This window comes from Streptomyces violaceusniger Tu 4113 (assembly GCF_000147815.2).
GTDB lineage: Bacteria > Actinomycetota > Actinomycetes > Streptomycetales > Streptomycetaceae > Streptomyces > Streptomyces violaceusniger_A.
In genome coordinates, this window is record NC_015957.1 from 5959831 (window position 1) to 5983175 (window position 23345).

General features: G+C 71.8%; 22 protein-coding genes and 1 pseudogene. 8 read left to right on the forward strand and 15 right to left on the reverse strand.

Going from position 1 to position 23345, the window contains the following annotated elements; all coding sequences use genetic code 11:
• Nucleotides 1-3 precede the first annotated feature (3 nt).
• Nucleotides 4-1317 carry a sensor histidine kinase gene (locus tag STRVI_RS24610; protein WP_014058340.1) on the reverse strand — a complete coding sequence of 438 codons (1314 nt, stop codon included), beginning with the start codon at nt 1315-1317 and terminating at the stop codon, nt 4-6.
• Nucleotides 1318-1520: 203 nt separating this feature from the next.
• On the opposite strand from STRVI_RS24610, the gene STRVI_RS24615 reads away from it, so the two are divergent.
• Nucleotides 1521-4046: an ABC transporter permease gene (locus tag STRVI_RS24615; RefSeq protein ID WP_014058341.1), complete on the forward strand. Its 2526-nt coding sequence runs from the start codon at nt 1521-1523 to the stop codon at nt 4044-4046.
• 102 nt (nt 4047-4148) lie between these two features.
• On the opposite strand, the gene STRVI_RS24620 is transcribed toward STRVI_RS24615, so the two are convergent.
• The 7 genes from STRVI_RS24620 to STRVI_RS24650 all read right to left on the reverse strand — a co-directional run bounded on the left by STRVI_RS24620 (nt 4149) and on the right by STRVI_RS24650 (nt 10795).
• Entirely contained in the window at nt 4149-5000 is an 852-nt protein-coding gene (locus STRVI_RS24620) for a hypothetical protein (RefSeq protein WP_014058342.1), read from the reverse strand.
• Complete coding sequence (locus STRVI_RS24625; RefSeq protein ID WP_014058343.1) at nt 4997-6940, reverse strand: serine/threonine-protein kinase; 1944 nt, start codon at nt 6938-6940, stop codon at nt 4997-4999. Before STRVI_RS24625 ends, STRVI_RS24620 begins: the two co-directional genes overlap by 4 nt.
• Nucleotides 6941-7127: 187 nt before the next feature.
• The gene (locus STRVI_RS24630) at nt 7128-7562 is read right to left on the reverse strand and encodes a septal ring lytic transglycosylase RlpA family protein (protein WP_014058344.1); all 435 of its coding nucleotides are present in this window, start codon (nt 7560-7562) and stop codon (nt 7128-7130) included.
• Between the two features lie 58 nt (nt 7563-7620).
• Nucleotides 7621-8445, reverse strand: coding sequence for a glycoside hydrolase family protein (locus STRVI_RS24635; protein ID WP_043236484.1), 825 nt, complete (start codon nt 8443-8445; stop codon nt 7621-7623).
• Between the two features lie 61 nt (nt 8446-8506).
• On the reverse strand, nt 8507-9301 hold the full coding sequence (locus tag STRVI_RS24640; RefSeq protein WP_014058346.1) for a thaumatin family protein: 795 nt from the start codon (nt 9299-9301) through the stop codon (nt 8507-8509).
• A gap of 209 nt (nt 9302-9510) precedes the next feature.
• Nucleotides 9511-10107: an HD domain-containing protein gene (locus tag STRVI_RS24645; RefSeq protein ID WP_014058347.1), complete on the reverse strand. Its 597-nt coding sequence runs from the start codon at nt 10105-10107 to the stop codon at nt 9511-9513.
• Nucleotides 10108-10168: 61 nt separating this feature from the next.
• Nucleotides 10169-10795 (reverse strand): alpha-ketoglutarate-dependent dioxygenase AlkB, encoded by a 627-nt coding sequence (locus STRVI_RS24650; protein WP_014058348.1) that lies wholly within the window; start codon nt 10793-10795, stop codon nt 10169-10171.
• A gap of 197 nt (nt 10796-10992) precedes the next feature.
• Here STRVI_RS24650 and STRVI_RS54745 point away from each other — a divergent pair.
• Nucleotides 10993-11639, forward strand: a pseudogene (locus STRVI_RS54745) (hypothetical protein); the annotation flags it as partial.
• 59 nt (nt 11640-11698) lie between these two features.
• On the opposite strand, the gene STRVI_RS24655 reads toward STRVI_RS54745, so the two are convergent.
• The 3 genes from STRVI_RS24655 to STRVI_RS24665 all read right to left on the reverse strand — a co-directional run bounded on the left by STRVI_RS24655 (nt 11699) and on the right by STRVI_RS24665 (nt 15113).
• Entirely contained in the window at nt 11699-12634 is a 936-nt protein-coding gene (locus STRVI_RS24655) for a fumarylacetoacetate hydrolase family protein (RefSeq protein ID WP_014058350.1), read from the reverse strand.
• A gap of 299 nt (nt 12635-12933) precedes the next feature.
• Nucleotides 12934-14070 (reverse strand): polyprenyl synthetase family protein, encoded by a 1137-nt coding sequence (locus STRVI_RS24660; protein ID WP_014058351.1) that lies wholly within the window; start codon nt 14068-14070, stop codon nt 12934-12936.
• The gene (locus STRVI_RS24665; RefSeq protein WP_014058352.1) at nt 14067-15113 is read right to left on the reverse strand and encodes a tetratricopeptide repeat protein; all 1047 of its coding nucleotides are present in this window, start codon (nt 15111-15113) and stop codon (nt 14067-14069) included. The genes STRVI_RS24660 and STRVI_RS24665 overlap by 4 nt, the downstream gene beginning before the upstream one ends.
• 280 nt (nt 15114-15393) lie before the next feature.
• Between STRVI_RS24665 and hglS the strand changes: the two genes are divergently transcribed.
• Nucleotides 15394-16785, forward strand: coding sequence for a 2-oxoadipate dioxygenase/decarboxylase (gene hglS / locus STRVI_RS24670; protein WP_014058353.1), 1392 nt, complete (start codon nt 15394-15396; stop codon nt 16783-16785).
• A 4-nt stretch (nt 16786-16789) separates the two neighbouring features.
• On the opposite strand, the gene STRVI_RS24675 is transcribed toward hglS, so the two are convergent.
• Nucleotides 16790-17233, reverse strand: coding sequence for a DUF4186 domain-containing protein (locus STRVI_RS24675; RefSeq protein WP_014058354.1), 444 nt, complete (start codon nt 17231-17233; stop codon nt 16790-16792).
• Nucleotides 17234-17348: 115 nt separating this feature from the next.
• Between STRVI_RS24675 and STRVI_RS24680 the strand changes: the two genes are divergently transcribed.
• Nucleotides 17349-18107 carry a class I SAM-dependent methyltransferase gene (locus STRVI_RS24680; protein WP_043239684.1) on the forward strand — a complete coding sequence of 253 codons (759 nt, stop codon included), beginning with the start codon at nt 17349-17351 and terminating at the stop codon, nt 18105-18107.
• 66 nt (nt 18108-18173) lie between these two features.
• On the opposite strand, the gene STRVI_RS24685 is transcribed toward STRVI_RS24680, so the two are convergent.
• On the reverse strand, nt 18174-18734 hold the full coding sequence (locus STRVI_RS24685; RefSeq protein ID WP_043239685.1) for a GNAT family N-acetyltransferase: 561 nt from the start codon (nt 18732-18734) through the stop codon (nt 18174-18176).
• 109 nt (nt 18735-18843) lie between these two features.
• On the opposite strand from STRVI_RS24685, the gene STRVI_RS24690 reads away from it, so the two are divergent.
• The 4 genes from STRVI_RS24690 to STRVI_RS24705 all read left to right on the forward strand — a co-directional run bounded on the left by STRVI_RS24690 (nt 18844) and on the right by STRVI_RS24705 (nt 21665).
• Nucleotides 18844-19407, forward strand: coding sequence for a TetR/AcrR family transcriptional regulator (locus STRVI_RS24690; RefSeq protein ID WP_014058357.1), 564 nt, complete (start codon nt 18844-18846; stop codon nt 19405-19407).
• A gap of 61 nt (nt 19408-19468) precedes the next feature.
• Nucleotides 19469-19855, forward strand: a complete 387-nt coding sequence (locus STRVI_RS24695; protein WP_014058358.1) for a tautomerase family protein — start codon at nt 19469-19471, stop codon at nt 19853-19855.
• Between the two features lie 190 nt (nt 19856-20045).
• Nucleotides 20046-20519: a membrane protein gene (locus STRVI_RS24700; RefSeq protein ID WP_014058359.1), complete on the forward strand. Its 474-nt coding sequence runs from the start codon at nt 20046-20048 to the stop codon at nt 20517-20519.
• 90 nt (nt 20520-20609) lie between these two features.
• Nucleotides 20610-21665 (forward strand): lipoate--protein ligase family protein, encoded by a 1056-nt coding sequence (locus tag STRVI_RS24705; RefSeq protein ID WP_014058360.1) that lies wholly within the window; start codon nt 20610-20612, stop codon nt 21663-21665.
• Between the two features lie 127 nt (nt 21666-21792).
• On the opposite strand, the gene ligD is transcribed toward STRVI_RS24705, so the two are convergent.
• Together ligD and STRVI_RS24715 are read right to left on the reverse strand one after the other, a co-directional pair.
• Complete coding sequence (gene ligD, locus STRVI_RS24710; protein WP_014058361.1) at nt 21793-22806, reverse strand: non-homologous end-joining DNA ligase; 1014 nt, start codon at nt 22804-22806, stop codon at nt 21793-21795.
• A gap of 90 nt (nt 22807-22896) precedes the next feature.
• A complete protein-coding gene (locus STRVI_RS24715; protein ID WP_043236487.1) occupies nt 22897-23334 on the reverse strand; it encodes a TIGR03618 family F420-dependent PPOX class oxidoreductase in 438 nt (145 codons plus the stop codon).
• Nucleotides 23335-23345: the final 11 nt, after the last annotated feature.

Genomic DNA, 23345 nt, shown 5'->3' on the forward strand with positions numbered 1-23345 from the left:
CCGTCAGCCGGGGGAGGTCACGTTCGGGGCCGCCTTGCCCAGGGTCGCCGCGTCCGTGCTGTCCACCGTGTTCGCCTTGTATGCCTTGTCTGCCTTGTCTGCCTTGTTCAGCGGGAGGACCGCCACGACGTGCCAGCCGCCACCGTCGCGCGGCCCGGCCGTGATACGCCCGTCGACCTTCTCGACCCGCTCGGCCAGACCGACCAGACCGTAGCCGCTCCCCTCGACCGACCGCTCGGCGGCGGGCGAGGCGCCACCCTCCCCATCGTCGACGACCGACACCTCCAGTCGCTCCGTGGCGCCGGGCCGCACACCGATCCGCACCTCGACCCGGCCGACCCCGGTGGCGTGCTTGCGCACGTTGGTCAGCGACTCCTGCACCACGCGGTGGACGGTGGTGAGGATGCCGGGCGGTAGCGGCCGGTCGGCGAGTTGCGGGGCGAGGGTCAGCTCGGCGGGCGGCCCCACCTCGGAGAACTCCTCGGTGAGGTCGCGCAGACCGCGCAGACCGGGCAGCCCCGCCGGATCGCCCGTGGGCCGGGTCGTGGCGGAGGCGGTGGTGTGGTCCCGCAGGCTGGAGACCATGGCGCGCATCGACCCCAGCGCCTGGGATCCGGCCCGCTCGATCTGGGCGAGCATCCGGTCCAGGTCCTCCGTGGACTGGGTGTGACCGGCCGCGGCCGTGAAGCGCGCGGCCTTGGTCTGCGCGACGATCGCCGTGACGTGGTGGGCCACGAAATCGTGCAACTCCCGTGCGTGCTCCAGGCGTTGGCCCTGCCGGACGGCCTCGCGATCCCGCTCCCGCAGCGTGTCGTACAGGCGCAGGCACAGCCCCACCATCACCATGAACGGCACGGTGCAGACCGCCATGACGGCGATCAGATTCAGGAGGTCGCCGTCCCACACCGCGATCCGCAGGGGAAGAACCACGGCGGCGAGTGCGGATCCTGCGACCGGCCCGGCCGCTCGCAGGGGCCGGCAGCGCCGCACGGCGCGGGTGATGAGCAGCAGCAGCACACCCAGCTCCACCATGCCCGGTGTGTTCTCGGGACGCTGGGGCAGTTGCGCCTCCACCAAGGTCAGCACGCAGGAGACGGCCGCCGCGCCGATGGCGTAGCGCACGAAGAGGCGTTCCGGCACGGCGAACGCGGCCAGGCACAGCACCCCGGACACCATCGTCGCCGCGGCCATCGGCGGATACGGCGCGTTCAGCCCCTCCAGGACCACGAGGACGACCAGACTGACGCCGACCAGGCCCAGCCACAGGTGCCGGAAACGGAATCGGGACCGGAAGCGGGACCGGAACTCGGAGATCATGGCAGGTCACGCTACGGCCCGGCCGCCGTCGCCACATCAGACTTTCGGCCGAGGAAGCTGAGGAAGGGGCCCGCATCGCTTCGGCATTCCGGTGGATCCGCCGCGCCGCGCCCTCGCGAAGGATGGCATCCGGGGCGGCCGGAGAGCGCTCGAGCGCGATGCGCCACGCCCCTTCCGACCGTTCCCCCTTCCGAAGGCCGTCGATGTTCCGCACCGCCCTGCGCACCCTCCGATCCCATCGGCTCCGTTTCGCGATGCCCGCCCTCGCCGTCGTGCTCGGCGTGGCCTTCGTGACCGGGTCGCTGCTCTACGGCGACTCCGTCCAAGCGGCCGTAAGCCGCGCACACTCCAACTCCCAGCCGGATGCGTCCGTCTCGATCACCGCGGACGCTTCTGCCGCGGACCCCGCTGAAGTACACCCGCTCGATGACACGCTTCTGCGGCGGCTGCGGGCGCTGCCGTCGGCGGCCGCGGCGCGCGGTGTGGTGGAGGGCCGCTCGTTCCTCGTCGGCTCCGACGGCACTCTGGTGGGCGATCTGTACCAGGCCGCCGGCGTCAACTATGTGCCCGACAACGGCGGCAAGGACGTCCGCTATCCGCTCACCGCGGGCCACGGCCCCCGTGGCGCCACCGAGATCGCCGTCGACCGGCGGACCGCCGAGCGCGGCGGGTACCGGGTGGGTGCCAGGGTGCGCATCGTCGTGGGCGGGACGGCCCGCGACGCGCGGCTGGTCGGCGTCTTCACCGCCCATGACAGCCGTGTGGACTCCGGAGGTACGCTCACCGCCTTCGACACCGCCACCGCACAACGGCACTTCGCCCCCGCGCCGAACGGCTACTCGGCGGTCACCCTGACCGCCGCCGACGGCACCTCGGATGCGCAACTCGCCCAGCAGGCACAGAAGTTGCTGCCGTCCGGGCTGCGGGCGGTCACCCGCGCGGATCTGGAGGCCGGATCCGCCTCCGAGGGGGACTCGGACAAGCTCACCACACTGCTGCTGAGCTTCGCCGGTATCGCCCTGTTCGTCTCCACCTTCCTGGTCGCCAACACCTTCACCATGCTCAGCGCGGCCCGTGCCCGGGAACACGCGCTGCTGCGGGCGGTCGGCGCCACCAGGAACCATGTGCTGCGGATGGTCCTGGCCGAGGCCGCCCTGGTCGGCACGGCCGCCTCGGCCATCGGTTACGGGCTGGGCATCGGTGCCGCGAACCTGCTGGGCAGCCTGTTCGACGCCTCCGGTACGGGGAGCGCCACCGTGCAGGCGTGGTCCGCCAAGCCGCTTCTCGCGGCCTTCGCCGTCGGCATCGGCGTCACCGTCCTCGCCGCCTACGTCCCGGCCCGCCGGGCGGCGGCCGTACCGCCCGTGGCGGCGCTGCGGACCGTCCAGCCGTCCACCGCCGCCTCACTGCGCCGCCGCAACACCATCGGGCTGATCGTCACCGCGTGTGGAGCGCTGCTGGTCGCCGCCGCCGTCGGCGAGCCGAACCTCCTCTTCGGCGCCGCGCCCCTGCTGCTGGTCGGCCTGATCGCCCTCACCCCGCTGCTCGCCCTGGGGGTCACCGGACTGCTGCGCTCCCCGCTGACCCGGCTCGCGGGCATCCGGGGCAAGCTGGCGGTGGAGAACGCCCGCCGCAATCCACGGCGTACGGCGGCCACGGCGACCACCCTGATGATCGGTCTGACGATGGTCACCGCCGTCACCGTGACTGTCGCCTCCGTGAACCGCTTCGACGAGCAGGAGGTGGACAGCTCCATGACCTCGGACCTGCGGATCACGGCCGTCGACTTCGGGGAGATCGGCGAGGACACGGCGGCCCGGGTGGGGCGGCTCGCCGACGCCGAGGCCGTCACACCCGTCATCCACACCTACCTCGACATCCCCCGCAAGACGTCCCTGGACGTCACCGCGGTCAACCCCGCCGCGGTGGAACGCGCGGCGTCGCTGTCCGTCCGCGAGGGGTCGCTGCACCGCCTCGGCCATGGCATCGCCGTCACCGAGAAGCTCGCCGCCGCCCGCGGCTGGCGGCTCGGCTCCCGCGTCAGCGGCACCTTCACCGGCTCGAGCACGCGTACGCCGGGCACCCCGACGAGCCTGCCCGTCGTGGCGATCTACGACGGCCCGGACGACCTGAGCCCCGCCCTCGTCTCCGACCGCGCCCTGCCGCGTCCGGCCGGCGCCGAGGACCGGCCGAGCATCGCTTCGGTCCTGGTCAAGGCCGCCCCCGGCCGTACCGCCGCGCTCCGGGAGGAGATCCGGCACACCCTGGACAACCCGGCGCTGCTCGTCCAGGACCGCGCCGACGCGCTGGCCGCCGCCACCGCGCGGACCGCGCCGTTCCTCAAGATCATGTACGCCATGCTCAGCGTCACCGTGCTGATCGGCGCCCTCGGAGTGGTCAACACGATGGGCATGGCCGTCTTCGAGCGGGTGCGGGAGATCGGACTTCTGCGGGCCATCGGGCTGGACCGCGCCGGTGTGGGATCGGTGCTGCGCCTGGAGTCGGTGACCATCTCGCTCTTCGGCTCCGCGCTCGGTGTCGTCGCCGGTACGGCCATCGGCGCGGCGGCCGTCCTCGGCCAGGAGGCCGTTCCACTCGTCATCCCCTGGGACCGGGCATCCCTCTTCTTCGTCGCGAGCGCCGCGATCGGTGTTCTCGCCTCGCTCTGGCCGGGGCGCCAGGCCGCCCGCCTCCCGATGCTGGAGGCCATCGGCGCGGACACCGAATGAATCGGCGCGGCGGCGGGCGCCGAGGACGCGGGCTGAATGGTCAGGCGGGCGCCGAGGACGCGGGTGAGCGGTCAGGCGGGCGCCGAGGACGCGGGTGAGCGGTCAGGCGGCGTCCATCAGGGCCAGGTCCGGCGGGACGAGCGTGGTCGACATCATCAGGGCGCGGATGAGGTGGTCGTTGAGCGCGTTGCCGACCGGCTCACCGACCTCCTCGCGGGTCAGCCAGGGCACTCCGTCCCGGGACAGCATCATGCGGACCCGGTTGACCAGGTGCTCGACGCGCTTTTCCCGCCAGCCCTCGTCGGGGCGCAACTCCGCGAGCTGGGCGGCCGTCTGCTTCCAGGTGAGGGGCTGCGGCCGGGGTTCGTGGAGCAGATACCGCTGGCCGAGGACGACGAGCGCGAGCTTCTCCTCGTCGGTGAGCACCCATACCCGAGGCGGGCGGGTGACCTCCCCGGGCAGGGCTACGGGCCGCTCGGCCTCGGGGCCGCTGACGAAGATCTCCAGCAGATGCTCACGGTCGCGCGAGCCCCGGACGAACAGCGGGGTGTAGCCGCTTTCGAGGGGCAGTGGCTCCTCGCCCGTGAAGAGCAGCCGGGTCGGGAAGCGCAGGGGCAGCCGGCCGCTGTTGGCGACCCACCAGCGGCCGTGGCGGTGGGTCAGTCTGCCCTGGCAGCGGCTGACCTGGGGGTCGTCCTCGCCCACGCAGACGTGCACCTCGGGGCGGTTCCGCCCGAAGAGCAGCTCACGGCCGTCGCCGGGGCCCAGCGTCATGCCACCGGTCAGCGCGAGGGCGAAGGCGGTGCCCGGCACCGGCGCGGTCACACCGCGGGCCAGGCTGCCGTGTGCGGCGGGCAGGAGGCGGCCGCCCGCGGCGGGACGGCCGGTGGCGGGGTGGCGGGCGGCGGGGGCCCGGCCGGTGGCGCGGCGGTCGCTGCCTGGAGGTGTGGTCATGAGCTCGGGAGTTTCTTCGCGGCCGTGGCGGCGAGCGCCTTGGCGGTCTGGCAGAGCTTTTTGGTGGGCTTCGGCCCGTAGACGTTCACCGACATCAACTCGACGGTGTCGTCACCGAGGTAGTTGCGGTACGAGCGGTGCAGCATCCGGACGAGGCATGAGTCGTCGTCCCACTCCTCCGGGGACACGGAGCTGGACTTCCCGTCGATCTCCGCCCGCTGCCCGTCTTCCGGGGAGAAATCATTGTCCCGGGTGAACTCCAGCTCCACTCCGGAGTCGTCCGAGCCGTCCGCCCACTCGCACCGCCAGTCCCCGAAGCCCGGGTCGCGGTTCTTCACCCGCACACCGGCGATCCGCTGGAGCTCGTCGCCGTCCAGCAGCCGGCATGCGTGTTCGCGGACCAGGGAGCTCGCGACCGGCTGCCCCGAGCGCCGAGGGACCTGGCCGCGGTCCAGCACGCTGATCGCGTAGTCGGTGGCGGCGTCACCCAGTTGGCACGGGTCGGGCGCCGGGGTGTCCAGCCGCTCGGTGATGATCCAGATCTGCTTCCGGTCGGCGGAGGCGATGTTCCGCACGCACTCGTCCCCCTCGCGCTGGAACGCGCCGACGGTGACGTTGCCGATCCTTCGGGTGGGCGCGTCGCCGCCCGGCTCCGGCGGGTCGGCGTCGAAGTTGAGCTGGACGTCGGCGATGTCATCGCCGCTTTCGCCGTGCAGCAGGACATCGCATCGATCGACCTCGCCGTAGTCCGGGTCGATGACGGTCTCGCCGAAGCGGCTGAGCGATGCGGCGTTGAGCAGCTTGCAGGGGTCGGCCGTCCGCGCGTCGCCCACGGTGCCGGCCCGTCCCGCCTGTGACAGCGAGTCGCCCGTACCGGAGGCGCCACGCCCGCCGTCCTGCCCGGACCGTCCGCTCTCGTCGGAGTGCCCGCCGTCCCAGGGGCCGAAGAGGGCGGCCCAGGCGACCAGGGCCGCGGCGGTGCCCACCGCGGTCGCGGTGATCACCACCCGGCGGCTCGGGCGGCGCCACGCCCCTCGGGCCGATGGCGGCAGCAGCCGCATCGTGAAAGGGGTGCGGTCGAGCGTGTCGCCGTCGTGCGGGTCCTCGTAAGTGTCCTCGATGTGTTCGAGGTGGGGGGACGACGGGGCGACCCGCCGCAGCAGCCGTGCGGCCTGATCGGCGGCGGGGCGCCGCTTCGGCTCCACGTTCAGCAGCGCGGTGAGCGGGTCCAGCAGCGGACCGGCCCGGTGCGGGGTCTCGATATAGCCCTCGATGGCCCGCGCCACATAGGCCATGGGGTGCGATGCCTCGCCGTACGGGGACCGTCCCTCGATCGCCGCGTAGAGCGTCGCGCCCAGGGAGAAGACATCGGACTTCCGGTCGGCCGCGTCTCCCCTGGCCACCTCGGGCGGCAGATACGGCGGTTTGCCGCGCACCCCGCCCGTCCGGGTCATGGTGGCCTCGCTCCACAGCGCCCGGGAGATGCCGAAGTCGGTGAGCTTGGCGACCCCGTCCTCGGTGATCAGAACGTTCTCCGGCGTGACATCGCCGTGCACCACGCCCTCGGCATGCGACTTCGCCAGCCCGGTGGCGATCTGGCAGCCGATGGCGCCCGCTTCCTCCGGGGTGAGCGCACCACGGTCGCGCACCAGGTCCGCGAGGCTGCCCCCGGACACGTATTCCATGACGATCCAGCAGACCTCGGCCTCTTCCACGAAGTCGAACACCGAGACGATATGCGGATGGTGCAGCCGTGCGGCGTTGCGTGCCTCGTTGGTGAGTCGCAGCGCCGCGCGGTCGTCGTCCGGACGGGCACACTTCACCGCGACCTGGCGGTCCAGCAGCTCATCGTGGGCCCGCCAGACGATGCCCATTCCGCCTCTCCCGATGGGCTCCTGGAGGAGATATCGGTCGGCGACCTTGTCACCGGCCTCCGCCATCACCCGCACCCCCGCTACCCCGTTTCATCGCACCCATCACGTTCCCGTTTCGCCACGGAGAGTACTTGGCCCTGACGTCGGTGGGTAGCGCTTCCGGTCGATAGCCCCCGGAAAGAGGGAAGCCTCCGGCGCACGACGGTCGGTTCCCCGGGCGGACAGCCGGTGTCGGAGGGCGGTCTCATTCGGCTTACGGCACGATTTCCTCCTTGACCACAATGTGGCCGGAATCCGGGTTGAGCACGCCGCCGAGCCGGGCGTACGCCCCGTCGGTCAGGTCGAGACACTTGGGCACCGACGGGGTCCACGCGAAGGTGCCACGGTCGTTGACGCGCACGACCAGCGACGCGTTGTTCGCGACGTTGGTGACCTTCACCCTGGTCCCGAACGGCAACTGCGGATCGCGGCTCAGAGAAGTCGCCGCGGTGTCCGCGTTGTTGTCGAAGAGCTCGCCGCTGGCGGTGTAGGCGCCGGGGGGTATGTAGCCGTAGTGCGTCGCCCAGCAGTTCTCACCGGCCGGCGGGGTGTCGCTGGTCGCGGCGGTGCTCGCCGGGGCGACACCCAGCACGGCGGTCAGTGCGACGGCGGCGGCCGCCACCCGGCCGATCAGCGTTCCCTTGCGCATGGCGGAGAACCTCACTTCGGGTTGTCGTGGTGTGGTGTGGGCGCGGGTGGGCCGTTCGTCAGCCGGCCGCGCGGTAGGCGACGCCCGCCTGGTTGGGCGTCGCGCCGTTGTAGAGACCGGTGCCGCCGCGATCGGCGGACAGCGTGAACCACGCGTACCGCTCGACGAAGGACAGCCCCTGGAGCATGGCGGTGGACTTGGTCACGAAGGCGGCCTGCTGGTCCGGGGTCGGATACCTCGGCGTACCGGTCGAGAAGTCGATCAGCGCGTATTCGGTGAGCCAGATCGGCTTCTTGTAGCGGTCGTACGTCGCCTGGAGATAGCTCCGTAGCTGGTCGGTCGCGCGGGTGGGGTCGAAGTCCGCGCCGTACCAGTGCAACGGGATGAAGTCGACTGTGTGGCCGCGGTCCGCGGCGCCCTTCATGAAGCGGTCGAGCCAGCCACCGGCGACGTCGCCGCCGTAGGCCACGGCGGGGGCGCCGAGCCGCATACCGGTCGACTGCAGCCGGGGCCACAGGTCGAGGGCCTGCTCCACGGTCATGTTCGCCTGGCCGGCCATGTCCGGCTCATTGAATCCGAGCAGGGTCGTGCCCTCGCTTTTCGCCCGGTCCAGCTCCGCGTCGGTCACCGAGCCCGGACCCCAGATCATCGGCACGAACTCGACACCGGCCGGGGCGTTGATCTGTTCCCGGCCGGAGGCCCAGGTGTAGAACCAGCCCACCTTGGCGTCGGACATCGCGGCGGTGACCCCGTTGAAGTTCCAGGCGCTGACGCCCTTCTTCTTCGCCGCGGCGGTGGCCGCGCCGGTGGCGCCCGCCTGACTGCCCGCGGTCAGCAGGGTCAGCACCGCCAGCAGTACGGCCAGAGCGCGTATCCCGCGCATCCTGTGCACGTCGTCTCTCCCTTCCTCGTCCGGTCTTGGGGTGAAGCGGTGGACCGGCCGGTCAGGCGGCGCTGTGGAAGGTGACGGTGAAACCGCTGCACTGGGCGCACTGCTGCATCACCTGGTTGCCCGGCTCCTGGTCCTGCTTGGACCAGCCGTAAGCCTTGGGGCAATGGGCGGCGATCATGTCGCTGTAGGGCGTCTTGGCGTCCCGGTCGGGGCTGGTGCACAGCATCGGCTTGCCGTCCGGCCCGCGCGTCAGATTGTCGGGGGGACACAGCGGGAGCAGGTTCTCCGAGCAGCCCATGGTGCCGCATCCGCCGCCGCCCGTGGCGTTCTTCGGGGCGATGGTGACCGGCTGCGAAAAGGCGTTGACGTAGCTGACGTTGTACCAGGGAGCGAGCGTGTCCTTGGTGTCGAAGTTGAACTCCGCGAGGCTGGTGGGCTGCTCGCTCCGCTCGCAGTGGTCGGCGAACGTGCCGCAGTCCCCCACCAGGCAGTGGAAAGTGCTGCCCGATGTCCCGGTGCACCCTTGACGGGCGAAGAACTTGCCACGCCAGTGGCCGGGTTCCGCCGTTTCGGGAATCGTCACCGTGCCCGACTGTCCGGGCTCCAGGGTGGGTAACGTGGCGAGTGGCTTGGATGCGTCGTTGTTGACATCACTGCCGATCCATACGGTCTTCCCGGTGTCGTTGACGAATGTGACCGTGTGATCGACCGCCGCGGCCGGTGCGGCGCGGGACGGCAGGTCCCCGCCGGTGCCGGGGGTGGCGGCCGCGCTGGTCCCGGACTGGGGGCTCAGTGCCACCAGGACCGCGACGGCAGCGGCGGCCAGGGCGGTCATGATTTTCCGCATGCTGTCTCTTTCGCCGTTGTCACGATCATGACAATTTTGACGCACGAGAGCTCTCCGAGGTCCGGCCTCAGATGAGGACATCCACGTGAGGGCATCCGCCCGAGGACGTCCACCTGAGGGCCGCTCCAGAGCTGACGGTCCCCCATGACAGCGCCCCGAGCCATATATGTCAATGGTCTGGACCAAAACCAGCCGCACCCGGCACCGGCTCAGGCCAGCGGGTGGCCGTACCGCGCCTGGAGGGACGTGAGGTCGGGCTCGCCGAACCGCTCACGCAGGAGCTGGAACGCATCGACCTTGTCGCTGCCGAATCTCCGTACATAGGTGGCGTAGGAGTCGGCGGTGAGGAACTTCGGTGGCGAGGTCTTGCTGTGGAACTTGTCCGCGTACATCACCAGTTGCTCCTCGGTGGTGTCGGCCGTGTAGTCGGCCGGAGGGAGATCCAGTTTCTGCGCGCGGATGTCGTCCCGGGTGATGCCGACGCCCGTGTGGCGGGAGCAGAAGCGGCACAGGGGCTCCGGAAAGCCTTCCTGGCGGAGAATCTCGTGGCCGAGGACTCCGTGGCGGATGTAGTTGCCCTCGTCGAGCCGGCCCGTGGGGTCGTAGAGCCGGTACACACCGATGTCGTGGAGCAGCGCCCCGGCGCGGACGAGGGAGGCGTCGAGCCGTAGCCCGGCGCGCGCCATGAGCTGCTCCGCGATGTGGCAGACGATCTCGCAGTGGGTGTACACGAGATCCAGGGCCCCACGCGTCGGCGCGTACTTCTCGTGCAGCGCACGCACCTCGTCGACGGTCGGCAGAATCACCGCCGCAGCGTAACAACCACGGGGGGGCACACGGCGGACGGCCGTGGCCAGGCAGTCGGCTTCACCCCACGCCGCTGGGGCGGAACTGGATGCTGATCCGTGGGCCGGTGGCGCGGGAGGATTTGGGGATCGCGTGTTCCCAGGTCCGCTGGCAGGAGCCGCCCATCACCAGCAGATCGCCGTGGCCGAGCGGCCGTCGCATGGCGCTGCCGCCACCACGCGGGCGGAGCAGCAGGTCCCGGGGCGCGCCCACGGAGAGGATGGCGACCAGGGTGTCCTCGGTTCTGCCGCGGCCGATGCGGTCGCCGTGCCAGGCCACGCTGTCCCGGCCGTCGCGGTAGTAGCACAGCCCGGCCGTGGTGAACGGCTCCCCCAGCTCGGTGGCGTAGTACGTGGAGAGCGCCTCCCGGGCCTCGGACAGGACGGGGTGCGGCAGCGGGTCCTCGGCGCCGTAGAACGCGAGCAGCCGCGGGACGTCCACCACCTGCTCGTACATGTGCCGCCGCTCGGCCTTCCAGGGGACCTCGGCGACGAGGCGGGAGAACAGGTCGTCCGCTCCCCTCAGCCACCCGGGCAGCAGATCGATCCAGACCCCGGACCCGAGCTCGGTCCTGCGCATCCCGCGCAGCGAGCCGAGACCGATGTCCTCGGTCTGGTCGAAGAGCGAGCCCTGGAGGTACGTACCCATATGCGCAGCGTACTCGCGTAATCGAGCAAACGTTCTACAGGTTCGCCGCGGAGGACCCGGCCGTGGCTGCTTCGGCGGTGACACCGCAGGTCAGCGGCCGGTCGCCGCCGGGCACCGGCCCGCCGCACGACGCCCCCGACGTCGTCGCCCTCGTCCGAGCCGTCGCGGGACACTGGGACCCTGACGCGTTTCCTTCCGTGTCGCCCGGGGGCCGGCCCATGACCATGCGCACACCACGATGCACACCGCGTCCGCTCGCCCCGGCGCCGCCACCTCCGGGGCTGGGGCCCCGGACCTGGGCCGGGGTGCCGCGCCGGTGCGGGCAACTCCTGGTGGTGACGGGCCGCGACCGGAATGCGCCGGTGGCCACGGCGGTGCTGTACGAGCGCGCCGGGGCCGGCCGGCGGGCCGGGGCGAGCCGGCCGGCGCACAACGCGCTCAACGGCTGGACCGACCACCACCGGGAAGCGATCTGCGCTCCCCCATCGGCGTATACACCCTCACGGACGCCGGCGGACAGCTCCCCGACCCCGGAACACGGCTGCCCTACGACCGGTCGGCCGGCTTCACCGCGGGCGGCACGGGCTGCGAAGGCGAACCCCTGTCCGGCTCGTTCGACTACGTGGCCGCCATCGACTACAACCGCGGGCCCGGCACCTCCCTGGACCGGACCCGCCCCCTCGGCCCGGACCGGGGCGGCGGCATCTGGCTGCACGTCGACCACGGCGGACCCACGCGCGGGTGCGTCAGCCTCGGGAAGGGCCCCGTGAAGGAGCTGCTCCGGGCGCTGGACCCGGCCCGTGGGCCCGTCGTCGTCATGGGGGACGCGGCGTCACTGGAACGCTGCGCGCCGGGCCGTGCACGGCGGAGCACCGGTGCGGTGGCCGCCGTCCCGGCGGCGGATCACTCCGGGAAGCCGCTGCGGTGGGCACGGCGGGTCAGCGGATGGTTGATGGCCTCCACCAGCCAGTCCAGCTCGGACTGCTGGGCCCGTACCGGGTTGCGCAGGGTGCCGACCCCTTCGATGGAGATCTCCACGACGTCCCCGGCATGGAGTGTGAAGTCGAGCGCGGGCACGATGCCAGTGCCGGTGGACAGCACGGCTCCGTCGGGGAAGGGCTGGGAGCGCCACAAGTGGTCCACCAGCCCCTGCGGGGTGCGGTGGAACGCGGCGGTGGAGGTGGACGCCCGGTAGACCGCCTCGCCGTCGCGCCATACCGCCATGGTGATGTCCAGCGCGTCGGGCACGTCGATCTCCCACGCGGGCACGATGGCCGAGGACACGGCGGCGCTTCCGGCGTAGATCTTGGCCTGGGGGAGGTAGAGCGGGTTCTCGCCCTCGATGGACCGTGAGCTGACGTCGTCGGCGACGAGATAGCCGACGGTCTCGCCGTACCGGTTGAGCACCAGCGCCAGTTCGGGCTCGGGGACGTTCAGCTCGGAGTCGTCCCGTACGGCGATCGGCTCGCCGTCGGTCACCACCCGCCAGGGCGGCGATTTAAAGAACAGCTCGGGGCGCTCGGCGTCGTAGATCCGCTCGTACACCGACTGTTCGGTGCTCTCCTCCACCCTGGCCTCGCGCGAGCGTTCATACGTCACCCCCGCGGCCCACAGCTCCATCAGCCCGTCCAGCGGTGGCAGCGGCAGGACGTCCGGCTCATGGACGGCCGCCGGTCCGGCGGCGGTGTTCTCCACCAGGGCCCGCAGCTCCGCCACGGACAGCCGCAGCAGCTCGGCGATGAGCGGCGCTCCGGGGAAGGCCCGTACCCCGCCGGTGTCGTCGGCCACTCCGGTCCGGACGGTCCCGGCGTCGTCGGCGAAGCGCACGATGCGTGTCATCTGTCGTCCTCTCCTCTCGTGACGGTGTAGTCGGTCCTCCTACCCAACTGAGGGTGGTAGCCGCGCATACGCCGGCCGTCACGATGGCGGCGAGCCGCGCTCCGGGCCCATGACAGCCCCCCGGCCGCGTTCACCGCGGCCAGCCGGCATGTGGGCGCTGTGGAGCTGTGGGTCCGCGACCGGCTGGACATGGTGCGCGACCGCCGCTGACCGGCTGGACGTGGTGCGCGACCACCGCCGACCGGCGGGCCCGAGTGCATGGGCACCCGCCGCAAGGGGGCACACCATCCCCCGCCGGGTCAGATGTCGCGCCGCGCGAGGAAGCCCAGCAGGGTGCGCAGCTCGGCGCTGGCCCGAGGCTTCAGCGGCAGTCCGTCCAGGCACCTCTCCACGGCGGCGATGTGACGGTCGGCCTCCGCCAGGGCCGCGGAGCGGCCACCGGCCTGCTCGATCAGATCGGCCGCCCGGCGCGTGGTGGCGTCGTCCGGGGTGTCCGGGGACTCCTCCAGGAGCGTGGCCAACTGCCCGGCGGCCGAGGCGCCGGGGCCGCGGGCGCTCAGGGCGGCGAGCACGGGGAAGGTCTTCTTGCGCTGCCGCAGATCGCGGTGGACGGGTTTGCCGGTGACCGCGGGGTCGCCCCAGATGCCCAGCAGGTCGTCCGCCACCTGGAAGGCCACGCCCATATGCCGTCCGGCCCGGTCCAGGGCGGCCGCGGTGCTCTCCGGCGCCCCGGCGAGCGCGGCGCCCAGGGCGGCGGCGCAGCCGAGCAGCGCGCCGGTCTTGTGCTCGGCCATCCTGCGGTACTCCTCCGGCCCCACCGCCGTAGCTCCCGTCCAGGGGCGCGACTCGAAGAGCAGGTCGTCCGCCTGGCCGCGGACGAGGTCGCCGAGAGCCACGCTCAGCCGCCGCACCGCGGCCGCGGCTCCGGCGCCGGGCACGGCGGCCAGCGCCTCCACGGCCAGCGCGAACAGGGCGTCACCGGCGAGCACGGCCGGGCCGGTCCCGTACGCCTTCCACACGGTGGGGCGGGTGCGGCGGGTCTGGTCGCCGTCCATGATGTCGTCGTGCAGCAGCGAGAAGGTGTGCACCAGCTCCACCGCCACCGCTCCGGCCACCGCCGCCTCGCCGGATGCCCCGGCCGCCTCCGCGCACAGCACGGCCAGGGCCTGCCGCACGCCCTTTCCGCCCGCCCCCTCGGCGGGCGTACCGCCCACATCGCACCAGCCGAAGGAGTACGCGGCCATCTCGCCGACCCATGGGTGCAGCCGGCCGACCGTCTCGGCCAGTGCCGGGCGCACCAACTCCCGGCAGCGGCCCAGGATTTCGCCTGCGGTCGCGGTGGTCTCGGCCGCGGTCGCGGTGGTCTCGCCCGCGGTCTGGTGCGCGGTCGCGGTGGTCGCGTATGCCCCGAGGAGCACGGGAAACGCCGTCGTCACAGTGTCACCTCCATGACCTCCGTGAGGCCGAACTCCTCCCGGGCACGGTCCACCATCCGGCGGGCGTGCCGCAGCCCGATCCGCTCCAGCACACCGGCCAGTTCGGACAGGTCCTCGTCGGTCCGGGCCCGGTCGCGGCCCAGCCGCGCCAGGGACTTGATGAGCCCCAGCCGGGCGAGACCCTCGCCGCGCGGCTCGCTCATGTCGCGGAACTCCTCCAGTGCCTGCTCGTACATCGCACGGGCCTCCTCGTAACGGCCCACGCGATAGAACACATTGCCGCGCATCTTGTGGTTGTACGCGAGCGCGCTCACCAGGTTCATCTCGCGGCAGGTCAGTTCGGCCCCGGAGAGCAGTTCCAGCGCACGCTCCACGTCCCCGTCGCGTACGGAGACGATGTCGGCCATGCCCCGCAGCGCCCATGCGTGTCCGCGCCGGTCATCGGCGCCCGCGGCTATCTCCGCGGCCTCCTGGAACATCGCGTAGGCCGAGTCGTACGACCCGGTGTTGCGGTGCATCTGGGCGATGCCCTCCAGCGCCCATACGGTGTGCCGCGCCTCGCCGCGCTTCCGTGCCTCGGCGAGGAGCCGCTCGTGCAGCGCGCCCACGGCCTCGTAGTCGCCCTGGATGCGGCCGGTCTCGGCCATCCCGGCCAGCGAGTAGCCACGGACGACGATGTCCCCGCCGCGTTCGCCGAATTCGGCCGCGAGTCCGAGCAGCCGCCACGCCAGCGCCAGCGCGCCCCGCTGCCGGGCGAGCGTGCCTCCGCTCCACAGCGCCCACGCCATCGCTCCGACGTCCATCGCCGCTCGGGCCGCCCGGTAACTGGCCTTCCACTCGCGGTCGGCCTCGCCCACCTGCCCCAGCCTCCGGTGCGCCTCGGCGACCGCGAGCCCCGCGCGGGCCGCCTCGCCCGGGGAGCCGCCCCGCTCGGCCGCCCGCAACTGCTCGGTGCCCGCGGCCAGCACGTCGACCAGCGAGGAGTTCACGGACAGGGTGGTGAGGGAGCCCTGGTACTCAGGAGCGAATGCTTTGCCGTACATGGATGCCTTTCCGTCTGTTGTTCCCAGGAGCACGCGGCTGTCCGCTATACACCGAATGCATACATCGCGAGTATGCACGTCATGTATACACGCTGTGTATAGATGACAGGAAACCGGCCCTGCCAAGGTCACCGGTGCTGTGCGTCCGTTGCCGATCAAGACGCGATCGGGGCCGGGGAGGTTTACCAACCGGCTCCGCGGGTGGCAAAAAACTTATGGACCGGGCTCGGCACTCCCGCCCCGATCCGGCACATCCCCGATGGAAAGGCAGAAACCACCCATGATCAGCCAGTGGCAGCTACGCGCCGCCTTCGCGGCACGGCTCTCCGACATGTACGGCCGGGAAGTCCCCGCGTACACCACGCTCGTGGACGTCTCGCGCGAGGTCAACGAGGACGTGCTGCGGGCGCGGGGCTCCGACGCCGAGCGTCTGGGGTCCATCGGCCGGGTGACCGCCGAACGCCACGGCGCCATCCGGGTCGGAACACCTCAGGAGCTGGGGCAGGTGGCCCGCGTCTTCGGCGCGCTGGGCATGCACCCGGTCGGCTTCTACGATCTGCGCGAGGCCGCCGCCAGCGCGGTCCCCGTGGTCTCGACCGCCTTCCGCCCGGTGGACGGGGAGGAGCTGGCGCGCAACCCCTTCCGCGTCTTCACCTCCCTGCTCACCACCGCCGACCCGCGGTTCTTCGACGCCGACCTGCGCTCCCGGCTGGAGACCTTCCTGGCCGGCCGCGAGCTCTTCCCGCCGGAGCTGCTCGCCCTGGCCGACCGCGCGGCGGCCGAGCACGGACTGCCCGAGGAGGACGCCGAACGCTTCCTCAGCCTCGCCGTGTCCGCCTTCGAGTTGTCACCCGAGCCGGTGGACAAGGTCTGGTACGAGACCCTGGAGCGGATCTCCGCCGTCGCCGCGGACATCGGCGGCGTCCACAGCACCCACATCAACCACCTCACCCCGCGTGTCCTGGACATCGACGAGCTCTACCGGCGGATGACCGACCGCGGCATCCAGATGATCGACACCATCCAGGGGCCACCGGCCTGGAAGGGCCCCGACGTCCTGCTGCGCCAGACCTCCTTCCGCGCCCTCGACGAACCCCGCGCGATGCGCCTCGCGGACGGCAGCGTCACCACCGGCGCCCTGCGGGTGCGCTTCGGCGAGGTCGAGGCCCGCGGTATCGCCCTCACCCACGACGGCCGCGCCCTGTACGACCGGGCGCTCACCCTCGTCGACCATGAAGTGGCCCGCCACCCGGGGGTGGACCGGGGCGAACTGGCCCGCGGCGTATGGGAGGAACATCTGCCCCACACCGAACGGGAGCTGGCCGCCCAGGGGTTGGGCTGGTTCACCTACCACGTGGCACCGGACCGCCCGCGTGACGGCAGCCGTCCGCCCGCCACCATCGGCGAACTGCTGGAGCGGGGCTGGGTGCGGGCCGAGCCCATCGTCTACGAGGACTTCCTGCCCCGCTCCGCCGCCGGAATCTTCCAGTCCAACCTCAGCGGGGAGGGCGTACGCGACAACGGCCAGGAGGGCACCGCCCACGACACCGCATGGCTCTCCGGCGCCATCGGCCGCGATGTCCTGGACCCCTTCGCGCTCTACGCGCGGCAGCAGAACGGCTCCCTCGCGCAGGTCGCCCGCGAACTGGGGCTCGACGGCGTCCTGGGGTGATCCCTCACCGTCCGCCTGCCGCCACCTCGCGTTCGATCCAACGGCAGATCACCCCCACCACGTACGCCCGCTCCGCGCGGCTCAGCTCCCGCCCCTTGGGGATCCGGTGCCAGCGCTCGAGGCAGGTACGGCAGCAGGTGGCGGTCGCGTGCTGGGCGACGAACACGGGGTGGCCGCGGTAGGGCGTCTGCTTGCCGTCCTTGTACGGCTCGGCGGGGGCCAGCCGCTTGGCGATCAGGTCGTACGCGTGCCAGCGCATCGTCGACGGGCCACTCAGCTCGGCCGTGGCCCGATCACGACCGCGCAGATGGAACTTCGCACGGAAGGGATGGCGCGCGATGGTCTCCAGCCGTTGGTCAAGCGAGTCGGGTGTCGGACTGGACGGGTCGGGCGTCGGGTCGGACAGGTCGGGCGTGGGGTCGGACGGGTCGGGCGTCGGGTCGGACATCGAAAGCTCCCGGAGACGGCAAAAGCCCCTTTCGATCCTAAGACGGCCCGCACGCGATGCCGTGGACGGGTGCCGGACCTTGCGGCCCCGCCGGGCCAGGGGCACTGTGATGGCCATGGTGGACACACAGTTCTCCGATCGCCGGCTGGCCGCGCTGTACGACCTGTTCTGCCCCTGGGACGAGCGCGGCGATTTCACGTTCTACCTGCCCCTGGTGATGTCCGCCCGCTCCGTTCTGGACGTGGGGTGCGGAACGGGCGCGCTACTGCGCAGGGCGCGGGAGGACGGGCACGAGGGGCGGCTGTGCGGGCTGGACCCCGGGGTGGGGATGCTGGAGGTGGCGCGGACGTGCCCTGATGTGGAGTGGGTGCTCGGTGACCTGGCCTCGGTGCCGGGGTGGAGCCGTGCGTTCGATCTGGTGGTGATGACCGGCCACGCCTTCCAGGGGCTTCTCGGCGACGACGAGTTGCGCGATGCGCTGGCCGCGATCACCACGGCGCTGACCGACGACGGCCGCTTTGTGTTCGAGACCCGCAATCCGCTGGTGCGGGAGTGGGAGGACTGGGACGTGCGGTACTCGGGCGAGGTGGTGGACTCCACCGGCGCCGTGGTGCGGTGCGTGTGCGAGGTGGAGACGCCGGTGCGGGGCGATCTGGTCTCGGCCACGCACACCTACACCGGCGCGGGCTGGGAGCGGCCCCTGCTGAGCCGCAGCACGCTGCGGTTTCTCGGCCCGGACGCGCTGGCGGGGTTCCTCACCGAGGCGGGGCTGGTCGTGGCGGAGCAGTTCGGGGACTGGGACCGCGGGCCGCTGACCGACACCGGCCCGGAGATCATCACCGTCGCCCGCCGCCCTCGCCGTCAGCGTGATTGACGCGCGGCCCTCGCTGTCAGCCTGATTGACGCGCGGCCCTCGCCGTCAGCGTGATGGACACGCGGTTCAGGACGGCTTCCGGTTCGCCCGCCACTCCGGTGCCAGCACCGACCAGATCTCCCTGTCCTGCCACTCGCCCCGGTGCAGATTGCTCTCCCGCAGCACACCGTCCTTCGTCATCCCCAGCCGCCGGGCCACGGCGATGCTGGCCTCGTTCGCGGCGGCGGCAATCCACTCCACGCGGTGGATGCCCCGCTCCTCGACGGCCCAGTCGATGATCACGCGGCAGGCCCGGGTCACCAGCCCCTTGCCCACCGCCGAGGGCTCCAGCCAGCAACCCGCCTCCGCGGTGCCCTGGTTGATGTCCATCGTCCGGAAGAGGACTCCACCGACCAGCTTGCCGTCCGTCCAGATGCCATAGATCCGCCCGGTGTCGGCCGCCGCCTTGGCCGCGTATCCCTGGAGGAAGGCCCGGGCCGATTCCAGGTCGGAGACGGCGTCCGCCAGCGCGATGTACCGCCCGATGGATTCCCGTCCCCGGTCCATGTGCGTAAGGAACTCCTCGGCCTGCCACGGCTCGAGCGGGCGCAGCTCCGCGCCGTCCTCGCCCAGGGGTATCGCGTACATCGTCACCTTCCAGCGTCCGGACCAGCCCACACGGTACGGCGGGATCCTCTCACCGAGGGGGCCGTCCGCGCGCTTCAATTTGTACCTACTAGTATGTATGATCTTGACCATGGACACCCGGGAACGACTCATCGCAAGCACCCGCGAGCTGCTGTGGGAGCGCGGCTATGTGGGCACGAGCCCGAAGGCGATCCAGGAGCGATCCGGCGCGGGCCAGGGCAGCATGTACCACCACTTCCGCGGCAAGCCCGATCTGGCGCTCGCCGCGATCAGCCGCAGCGCCGAGGAGCTGAGGGGCAGGGCGGAGGCCGAGTTCGGCGGTCCCGGCACCACGGTCGAGCGGATCAGCGCCTATCTGCGGCGGGAGCGGGACGCCCTGAAGGGCTGCCCGGTCGGCCGCCTCACCCAGGACCCCGATGTGATGGCGGATCCTGACCTGCGCCGACCGGTCGAGGAGACCTTCGCGTGGCTCACCGACCGGCTGGCCGGGCTGCTGGCGGAGGGCCGGGCCAACGGTGAGCTCGACACCGGGCTCGACCCGGCGAGCACGGCCACCGCGCTGGTCGCGGTGTTGCAGGGCGGCTATGTGCTGGCCCGTGCCGCCGACTCGGCCGACGTGTATGCCCGGGCCATGGACGGAGCGCTCGGCCTGCTCACCGCCCATGTTCGGTGAGCCGACGTCCGCTGAGCCCGTGACCTTCCGCCGACCGACTCACCCGAAAGAGAGCCCCGGCATGCCCTTCGTCCGTATCGACGCACTGCGGGCCGACCCCGACCGGCTCGACGCGCTCGGCCGTGCCGTGCATGACGCCCTGGTGGAAACCATCGGATTCCCGCCCAACGACCGGTTCCAGGTCCTGACCAGCCACGACGGCGTCAGCGGCATGCTGCGCTACGACGACTACCTCGGTGTGCGCCGCGACGACGGCATCGTCTACATCGCGCTCACGATGCGCTCGGGACGCACACCGGCACAGAAGCAGGCGCTCTACCGGCGGATCGCCGAGCTCGCCCAGGAGTACGCGGGGACCGAGCCGCGGAACGTGTTCATCACCCTGACCGAGAACGAGTCGGCCGACTGGTCGTTCGGCCACGGGGTGGCGCAGTACATCGACGGATGACCAGGTCACCCCCTCTCGCCGTACCACTGAGCCACTGGGGCCCGGCATGGCGAGAATCCGTTGACTTCTGTCGTTCCAGCCCCTGGGTGATCTTCTCGCGGCTCCCTAGCGTGGGGCGTGCACCAGCCGCCCCACGCTCGGAAGGAGACGCGGTGCCTGCCACGTTCGAAAGGGAGCCGGACACCATCCGATGACCAAGATCCTGCTCTCCCTGCATGTCCTGGCCGCCATCGTCGCGATCGGCCCCGTCACCGTCGCGGCCAGCATGTTCCCGCCCGCGGCCCGCAACGCCCACGCTGCCTCTGCCGCCGCCGAGGGTGCGGCCGACCTGGGCACGGTCCGGCTGCTGCACCGCATCTGCCGCGTCTACGCCAAGATGGGCCTGGCCGTGCCCGTCTTCGGATTCGCCACGGCCGCCGTGATGGGCGTCCTCGGCAGTGGCTGGCTCACCGCCTCCATCGCCCTGACGGCCGCTGCCGCCGGCGTCCTGATCGCCTTCGTCCTGCCCCGTCAGGACGAGCTCATCGACAGCCTCGGTGGGGGCAAGGCCCTGGAGCGGACCGATACCGCCCAACTGGCCATGTTCACGGGCGCGTTCAACCTGCTGTGGGCGACGGTGACCATTCTCATGATCGTCCGCCCGGGCTCGACCACGGGAGCCTGACCCCGCCCGATCACCGGTGCCGACCGAAGCCGCCCCCGGCGCGGGATAATGATCGAGAGCGCCGGGGCGGAAACAGGAGGCGGTGCAGGCATGCACGGTGAGTACAAGGTGCCGGGCGGCAAGCTGGTCGTCGTGGATCTGGATGTCCACGACGGCGCGCTGCGCGGGGTGCGGGTCGCGGGCGACTTCTTCCTGGAACCGGACGAGGCGCTGCACGCCATCGACCAAGCCCTGGAGGGCGCGCCCGCCGACGCCGACACCCAGGCGCTCGCCGCCCGCGTCGAGGCGGGACTGCCCGCCGACACCGTGATGTTCGGTTTCTCCGCCGAGGCCGTGGGCATCGCGGTGCGGCGGGCGGTGGCCCGTGCCACCGACTGGACGGACTACGACTGGCAGCTCATCCATGAGGGGCCACAGGATCCGGCGCTGCATATGGCCCTGGACGAGGTGCTGACCGGTGAGGTGGCCGCCGGGCTGCGGCCCCCGACGCTGCGGGTGTGGGAGTGGGACCGTCCGGCCGTCATCATCGGCAGCTTCCAGTCGCTGCGCAACGAGGTCGACCCGGCGGGCGCCGGGCGGCACGGGGTGACGGTCGTCCGGCGGATCAGCGGCGGCGGAGCGATGTTCGTCGAACCGGGCAACACCATCACGTACTCGCTGTACGTACCCCAGTCGCTCGTCTCCGGCCTGTCCTTCGCCGACAGCTACGCATATCTGGACGACTGGGTGCTCGGCGCGCTGGGCGAGATGGGCGTCAAGGCGTGGTACCAGCCGCTGAACGACATCGCGACGGAGGCCGGGAAGGTCGGCGGGGCCGCCCAGAAGCGGATCGCGGCACACGGCGGTGCCGTGCTGCACCACGTGACCATGTCGTACGACATCGACGCCGCCAAGATGGTGGAGGTGCTGCGCATCGGGCGGGAGAAGCTGTCCGGCAAGGGCATCGCGAGCGCCGACAAGCGGGTGGACCCGCTGCGCCGCCAGACCGGGCTGCCGCGCCCGGCCGTCATCGACCGCATGGTGGCCTCGTTCCGCGGGCGGTACGGGCTCACGGATGGCAAGGTGACGGACGAGGAGTCGGCCGCGGCGCGGCTGCTGGCGGCCGGGAAGTTCGGCTCACCGGAGTGGACATCGCGGGTGCCGTGACTCGGGCCACCCGCGGTGGACACGTCGGGTGCCGGCTCGCGGGCACCTTGGCCGACGAACCCATCAGCGGCGCGCCGAACGAGCTTCCCTGGAATCGGCTTGGGCAACCGTCCGGTGGCAGCCGCGCTCACGGCTCCTCGCGAACGACCTCGCGGGCCGGTTTGTCACGGCGCAGCCCCAGGAAACGGGGGTGGCGCAGACGGCCTTCGGCTGTCCACTCGGTGAAGGCGATCTCGGCGACGAGTTCGGGGCGCGCCCAGTTGACCCCGGGCCCGGTGGGCGGGGCGCCACGGGTGAACGGGCAGGTGGGGGTGCGCAGCTCGGTCAGCCGTCGGGCGAGGGCTTCCAGGGTGCGGGTGTCGAAGCCGGTGCCGACCTTGCCCGCGTAGACGAGGTCGCCGTCGCTGTAGTAGCCGAGGAGCAGGGCGCCGAGCCCGGGGCGGGTGCGCCGGGGATCGGTCCATCCGCCGATGACCAGCTCCTGCCGCCGCTCACACTTGAACTTGAGCCAGTCGCGGGAGCGGCCGTGCTGGTAGGAGGAATCGACGCGCTTGGCGATCAGCCCCTCCCATCCGTGTGCGCAGGCATGGCGGTAGTAGGTCTCGCCGTCGCGGTAGCGGTACGCGGTCAGACGCAGCGGATCGCTCCAGGTGAGCAGGGAGCGCAGCAGGGTCTTGCGGCGGCGCAGTGGCAGCGCGGTGACGTCGTGGTCGCCGATGGCCTGGACGTCGAAGAGGTAGTAGTACACGGTGACGCCGGTGCGCCGGGCCTGCTCGGGGGAGCTGATGTGCATCCGCGGCTGGAGGCGGGCGAAGCTGGTGCGTCCGCGTTCGAAGGCCACCACCTCGCCGTCGAGGACCCAGTCGACCGTGGCTCGCTCCGTGAGGGCGTCGATGAGTTCGGGATAGGCGGAGGCGGCGGAGAGGCCGTTGCGGCTGAACAGGTCGACGCGGCCGCCTTCGCGGACGGCGACGCAGCGCTCGCCGTCCAGCTTGCGTTCGTACAGCCAGCGCTCGTCGGAGAAGCGTTCGTGGGTGAGGGTCGCGAGCATCGGCTCGCGGCCTTCGAGCCCATGGCCGTGGGTGACGGGCCTGAGCAGTCGGCGCTCAGCGGGGGTCAGGGCCCACAGTGGATCGCTCACGTCGCCGGGTTCCCTCCGTGCTGTCCGCTCTCGCCCCATCTCCGGACCGTCACGACGTGATCGGCCCCGCCCGGTCATGCGCCCCGGGGGTCAGTTGCTGTAGACGCGCTCGGGGTGGACGAAGATCGCGGCGCGGCGCTGCTCGGCCATCACCCGGTCGTAGGCGCCCCAGTCGTCGTGCGCGCCGCCCGCGGCGGTGAAGATCTCGCGCAGCAGCAGCCGCAGACGCTCCTGGTCGACCCCGGGGAACGGGTCGTCGGGCCCCGCGATCTCGGTGCGGCCCTCGACGGCGGCCCAGTTCCATCCGGCGCGGAAGACCACGGTGGCCCGTGGTCGTGCCCGCAGATGGGCGAGTTTGGCGCGGCCGTAGGTGACGAAGGCGACCACCGGCTCACCGGACACCGGGTGGCCGATGACCCCGGCGTTGACCACTGATGCCTGGACCGAGCAGTCGGCGCGCGTCGTCGTCACGACCGCCAAGTGGTGGTCGGCCGTGGCGATGCGGTCCACTTCCTGAAGATCCGTCATCGGGTGCCTTT

Coding starts and splice junctions, on each gene's coding strand:
- STRVI_RS24650 (WP_014058348.1), bottom strand. CDS start 10,795: ATGGGTACGTACCTCCAGGGCTCGCTCTTCGACCAGACCGAGGACATC.
- STRVI_RS24635 (WP_043236484.1), bottom strand. CDS start 8,445: ATGCGCGGGATACGCGCTCTGGCCGTACTGCTGGCGGTGCTGACCCTG.
- STRVI_RS24705 (WP_014058360.1), top strand. CDS start 20,610: ATGCACGGTGAGTACAAGGTGCCGGGCGGCAAGCTGGTCGTCGTGGAT.
- STRVI_RS24610 (WP_014058340.1), bottom strand. CDS start 1,317: ATGATCTCCGAGTTCCGGTCCCGCTTCCGGTCCCGATTCCGTTTCCGG.
- STRVI_RS24685 (WP_043239685.1), bottom strand. CDS start 18,734: ATGTACGCGATACCCCTGGGCGAGGACGGCGCGGAGCTGCGCCCGCTC.
- STRVI_RS24690 (WP_014058357.1), top strand. CDS start 18,844: ATGGACACCCGGGAACGACTCATCGCAAGCACCCGCGAGCTGCTGTGG.
- STRVI_RS24630 (WP_014058344.1), bottom strand. CDS start 7,562: ATGCGCAAGGGAACGCTGATCGGCCGGGTGGCGGCCGCCGCCGTCGCA.
- STRVI_RS24675 (WP_014058354.1), bottom strand. CDS start 17,233: ATGTCCGACCCGACGCCCGACCCGTCCGACCCCACGCCCGACCTGTCC.
- STRVI_RS24640 (WP_014058346.1), bottom strand. CDS start 9,301: ATGCGGAAAATCATGACCGCCCTGGCCGCCGCTGCCGTCGCGGTCCTG.
- STRVI_RS24680 (WP_043239684.1), top strand. CDS start 17,349: ATGGTGGACACACAGTTCTCCGATCGCCGGCTGGCCGCGCTGTACGAC.
- STRVI_RS24700 (WP_014058359.1), top strand. CDS start 20,046: ATGACCAAGATCCTGCTCTCCCTGCATGTCCTGGCCGCCATCGTCGCG.
- STRVI_RS24625 (WP_014058343.1), bottom strand. CDS start 6,940: ATGGCGGAGGCCGGTGACAAGGTCGCCGACCGATATCTCCTCCAGGAG.
- hglS (WP_014058353.1), top strand. CDS start 15,394: ATGATCAGCCAGTGGCAGCTACGCGCCGCCTTCGCGGCACGGCTCTCC.
- STRVI_RS24695 (WP_014058358.1), top strand. CDS start 19,469: ATGCCCTTCGTCCGTATCGACGCACTGCGGGCCGACCCCGACCGGCTC.
- STRVI_RS24620 (WP_014058342.1), bottom strand. CDS start 5,000: ATGACCACACCTCCAGGCAGCGACCGCCGCGCCACCGGCCGGGCCCCC.
- STRVI_RS24665 (WP_014058352.1), bottom strand. CDS start 15,113: ATGTACGGCAAAGCATTCGCTCCTGAGTACCAGGGCTCCCTCACCACC.
- STRVI_RS24715 (WP_043236487.1), bottom strand. CDS start 23,334: ATGACGGATCTTCAGGAAGTGGACCGCATCGCCACGGCCGACCACCAC.
- STRVI_RS24655 (WP_014058350.1), bottom strand. CDS start 12,634: ATGACACGCATCGTGCGCTTCGCCGACGACGCCGGGACCGTCCGGACC.
- STRVI_RS24615 (WP_014058341.1), top strand. CDS start 1,521: ATGTTCCGCACCGCCCTGCGCACCCTCCGATCCCATCGGCTCCGTTTC.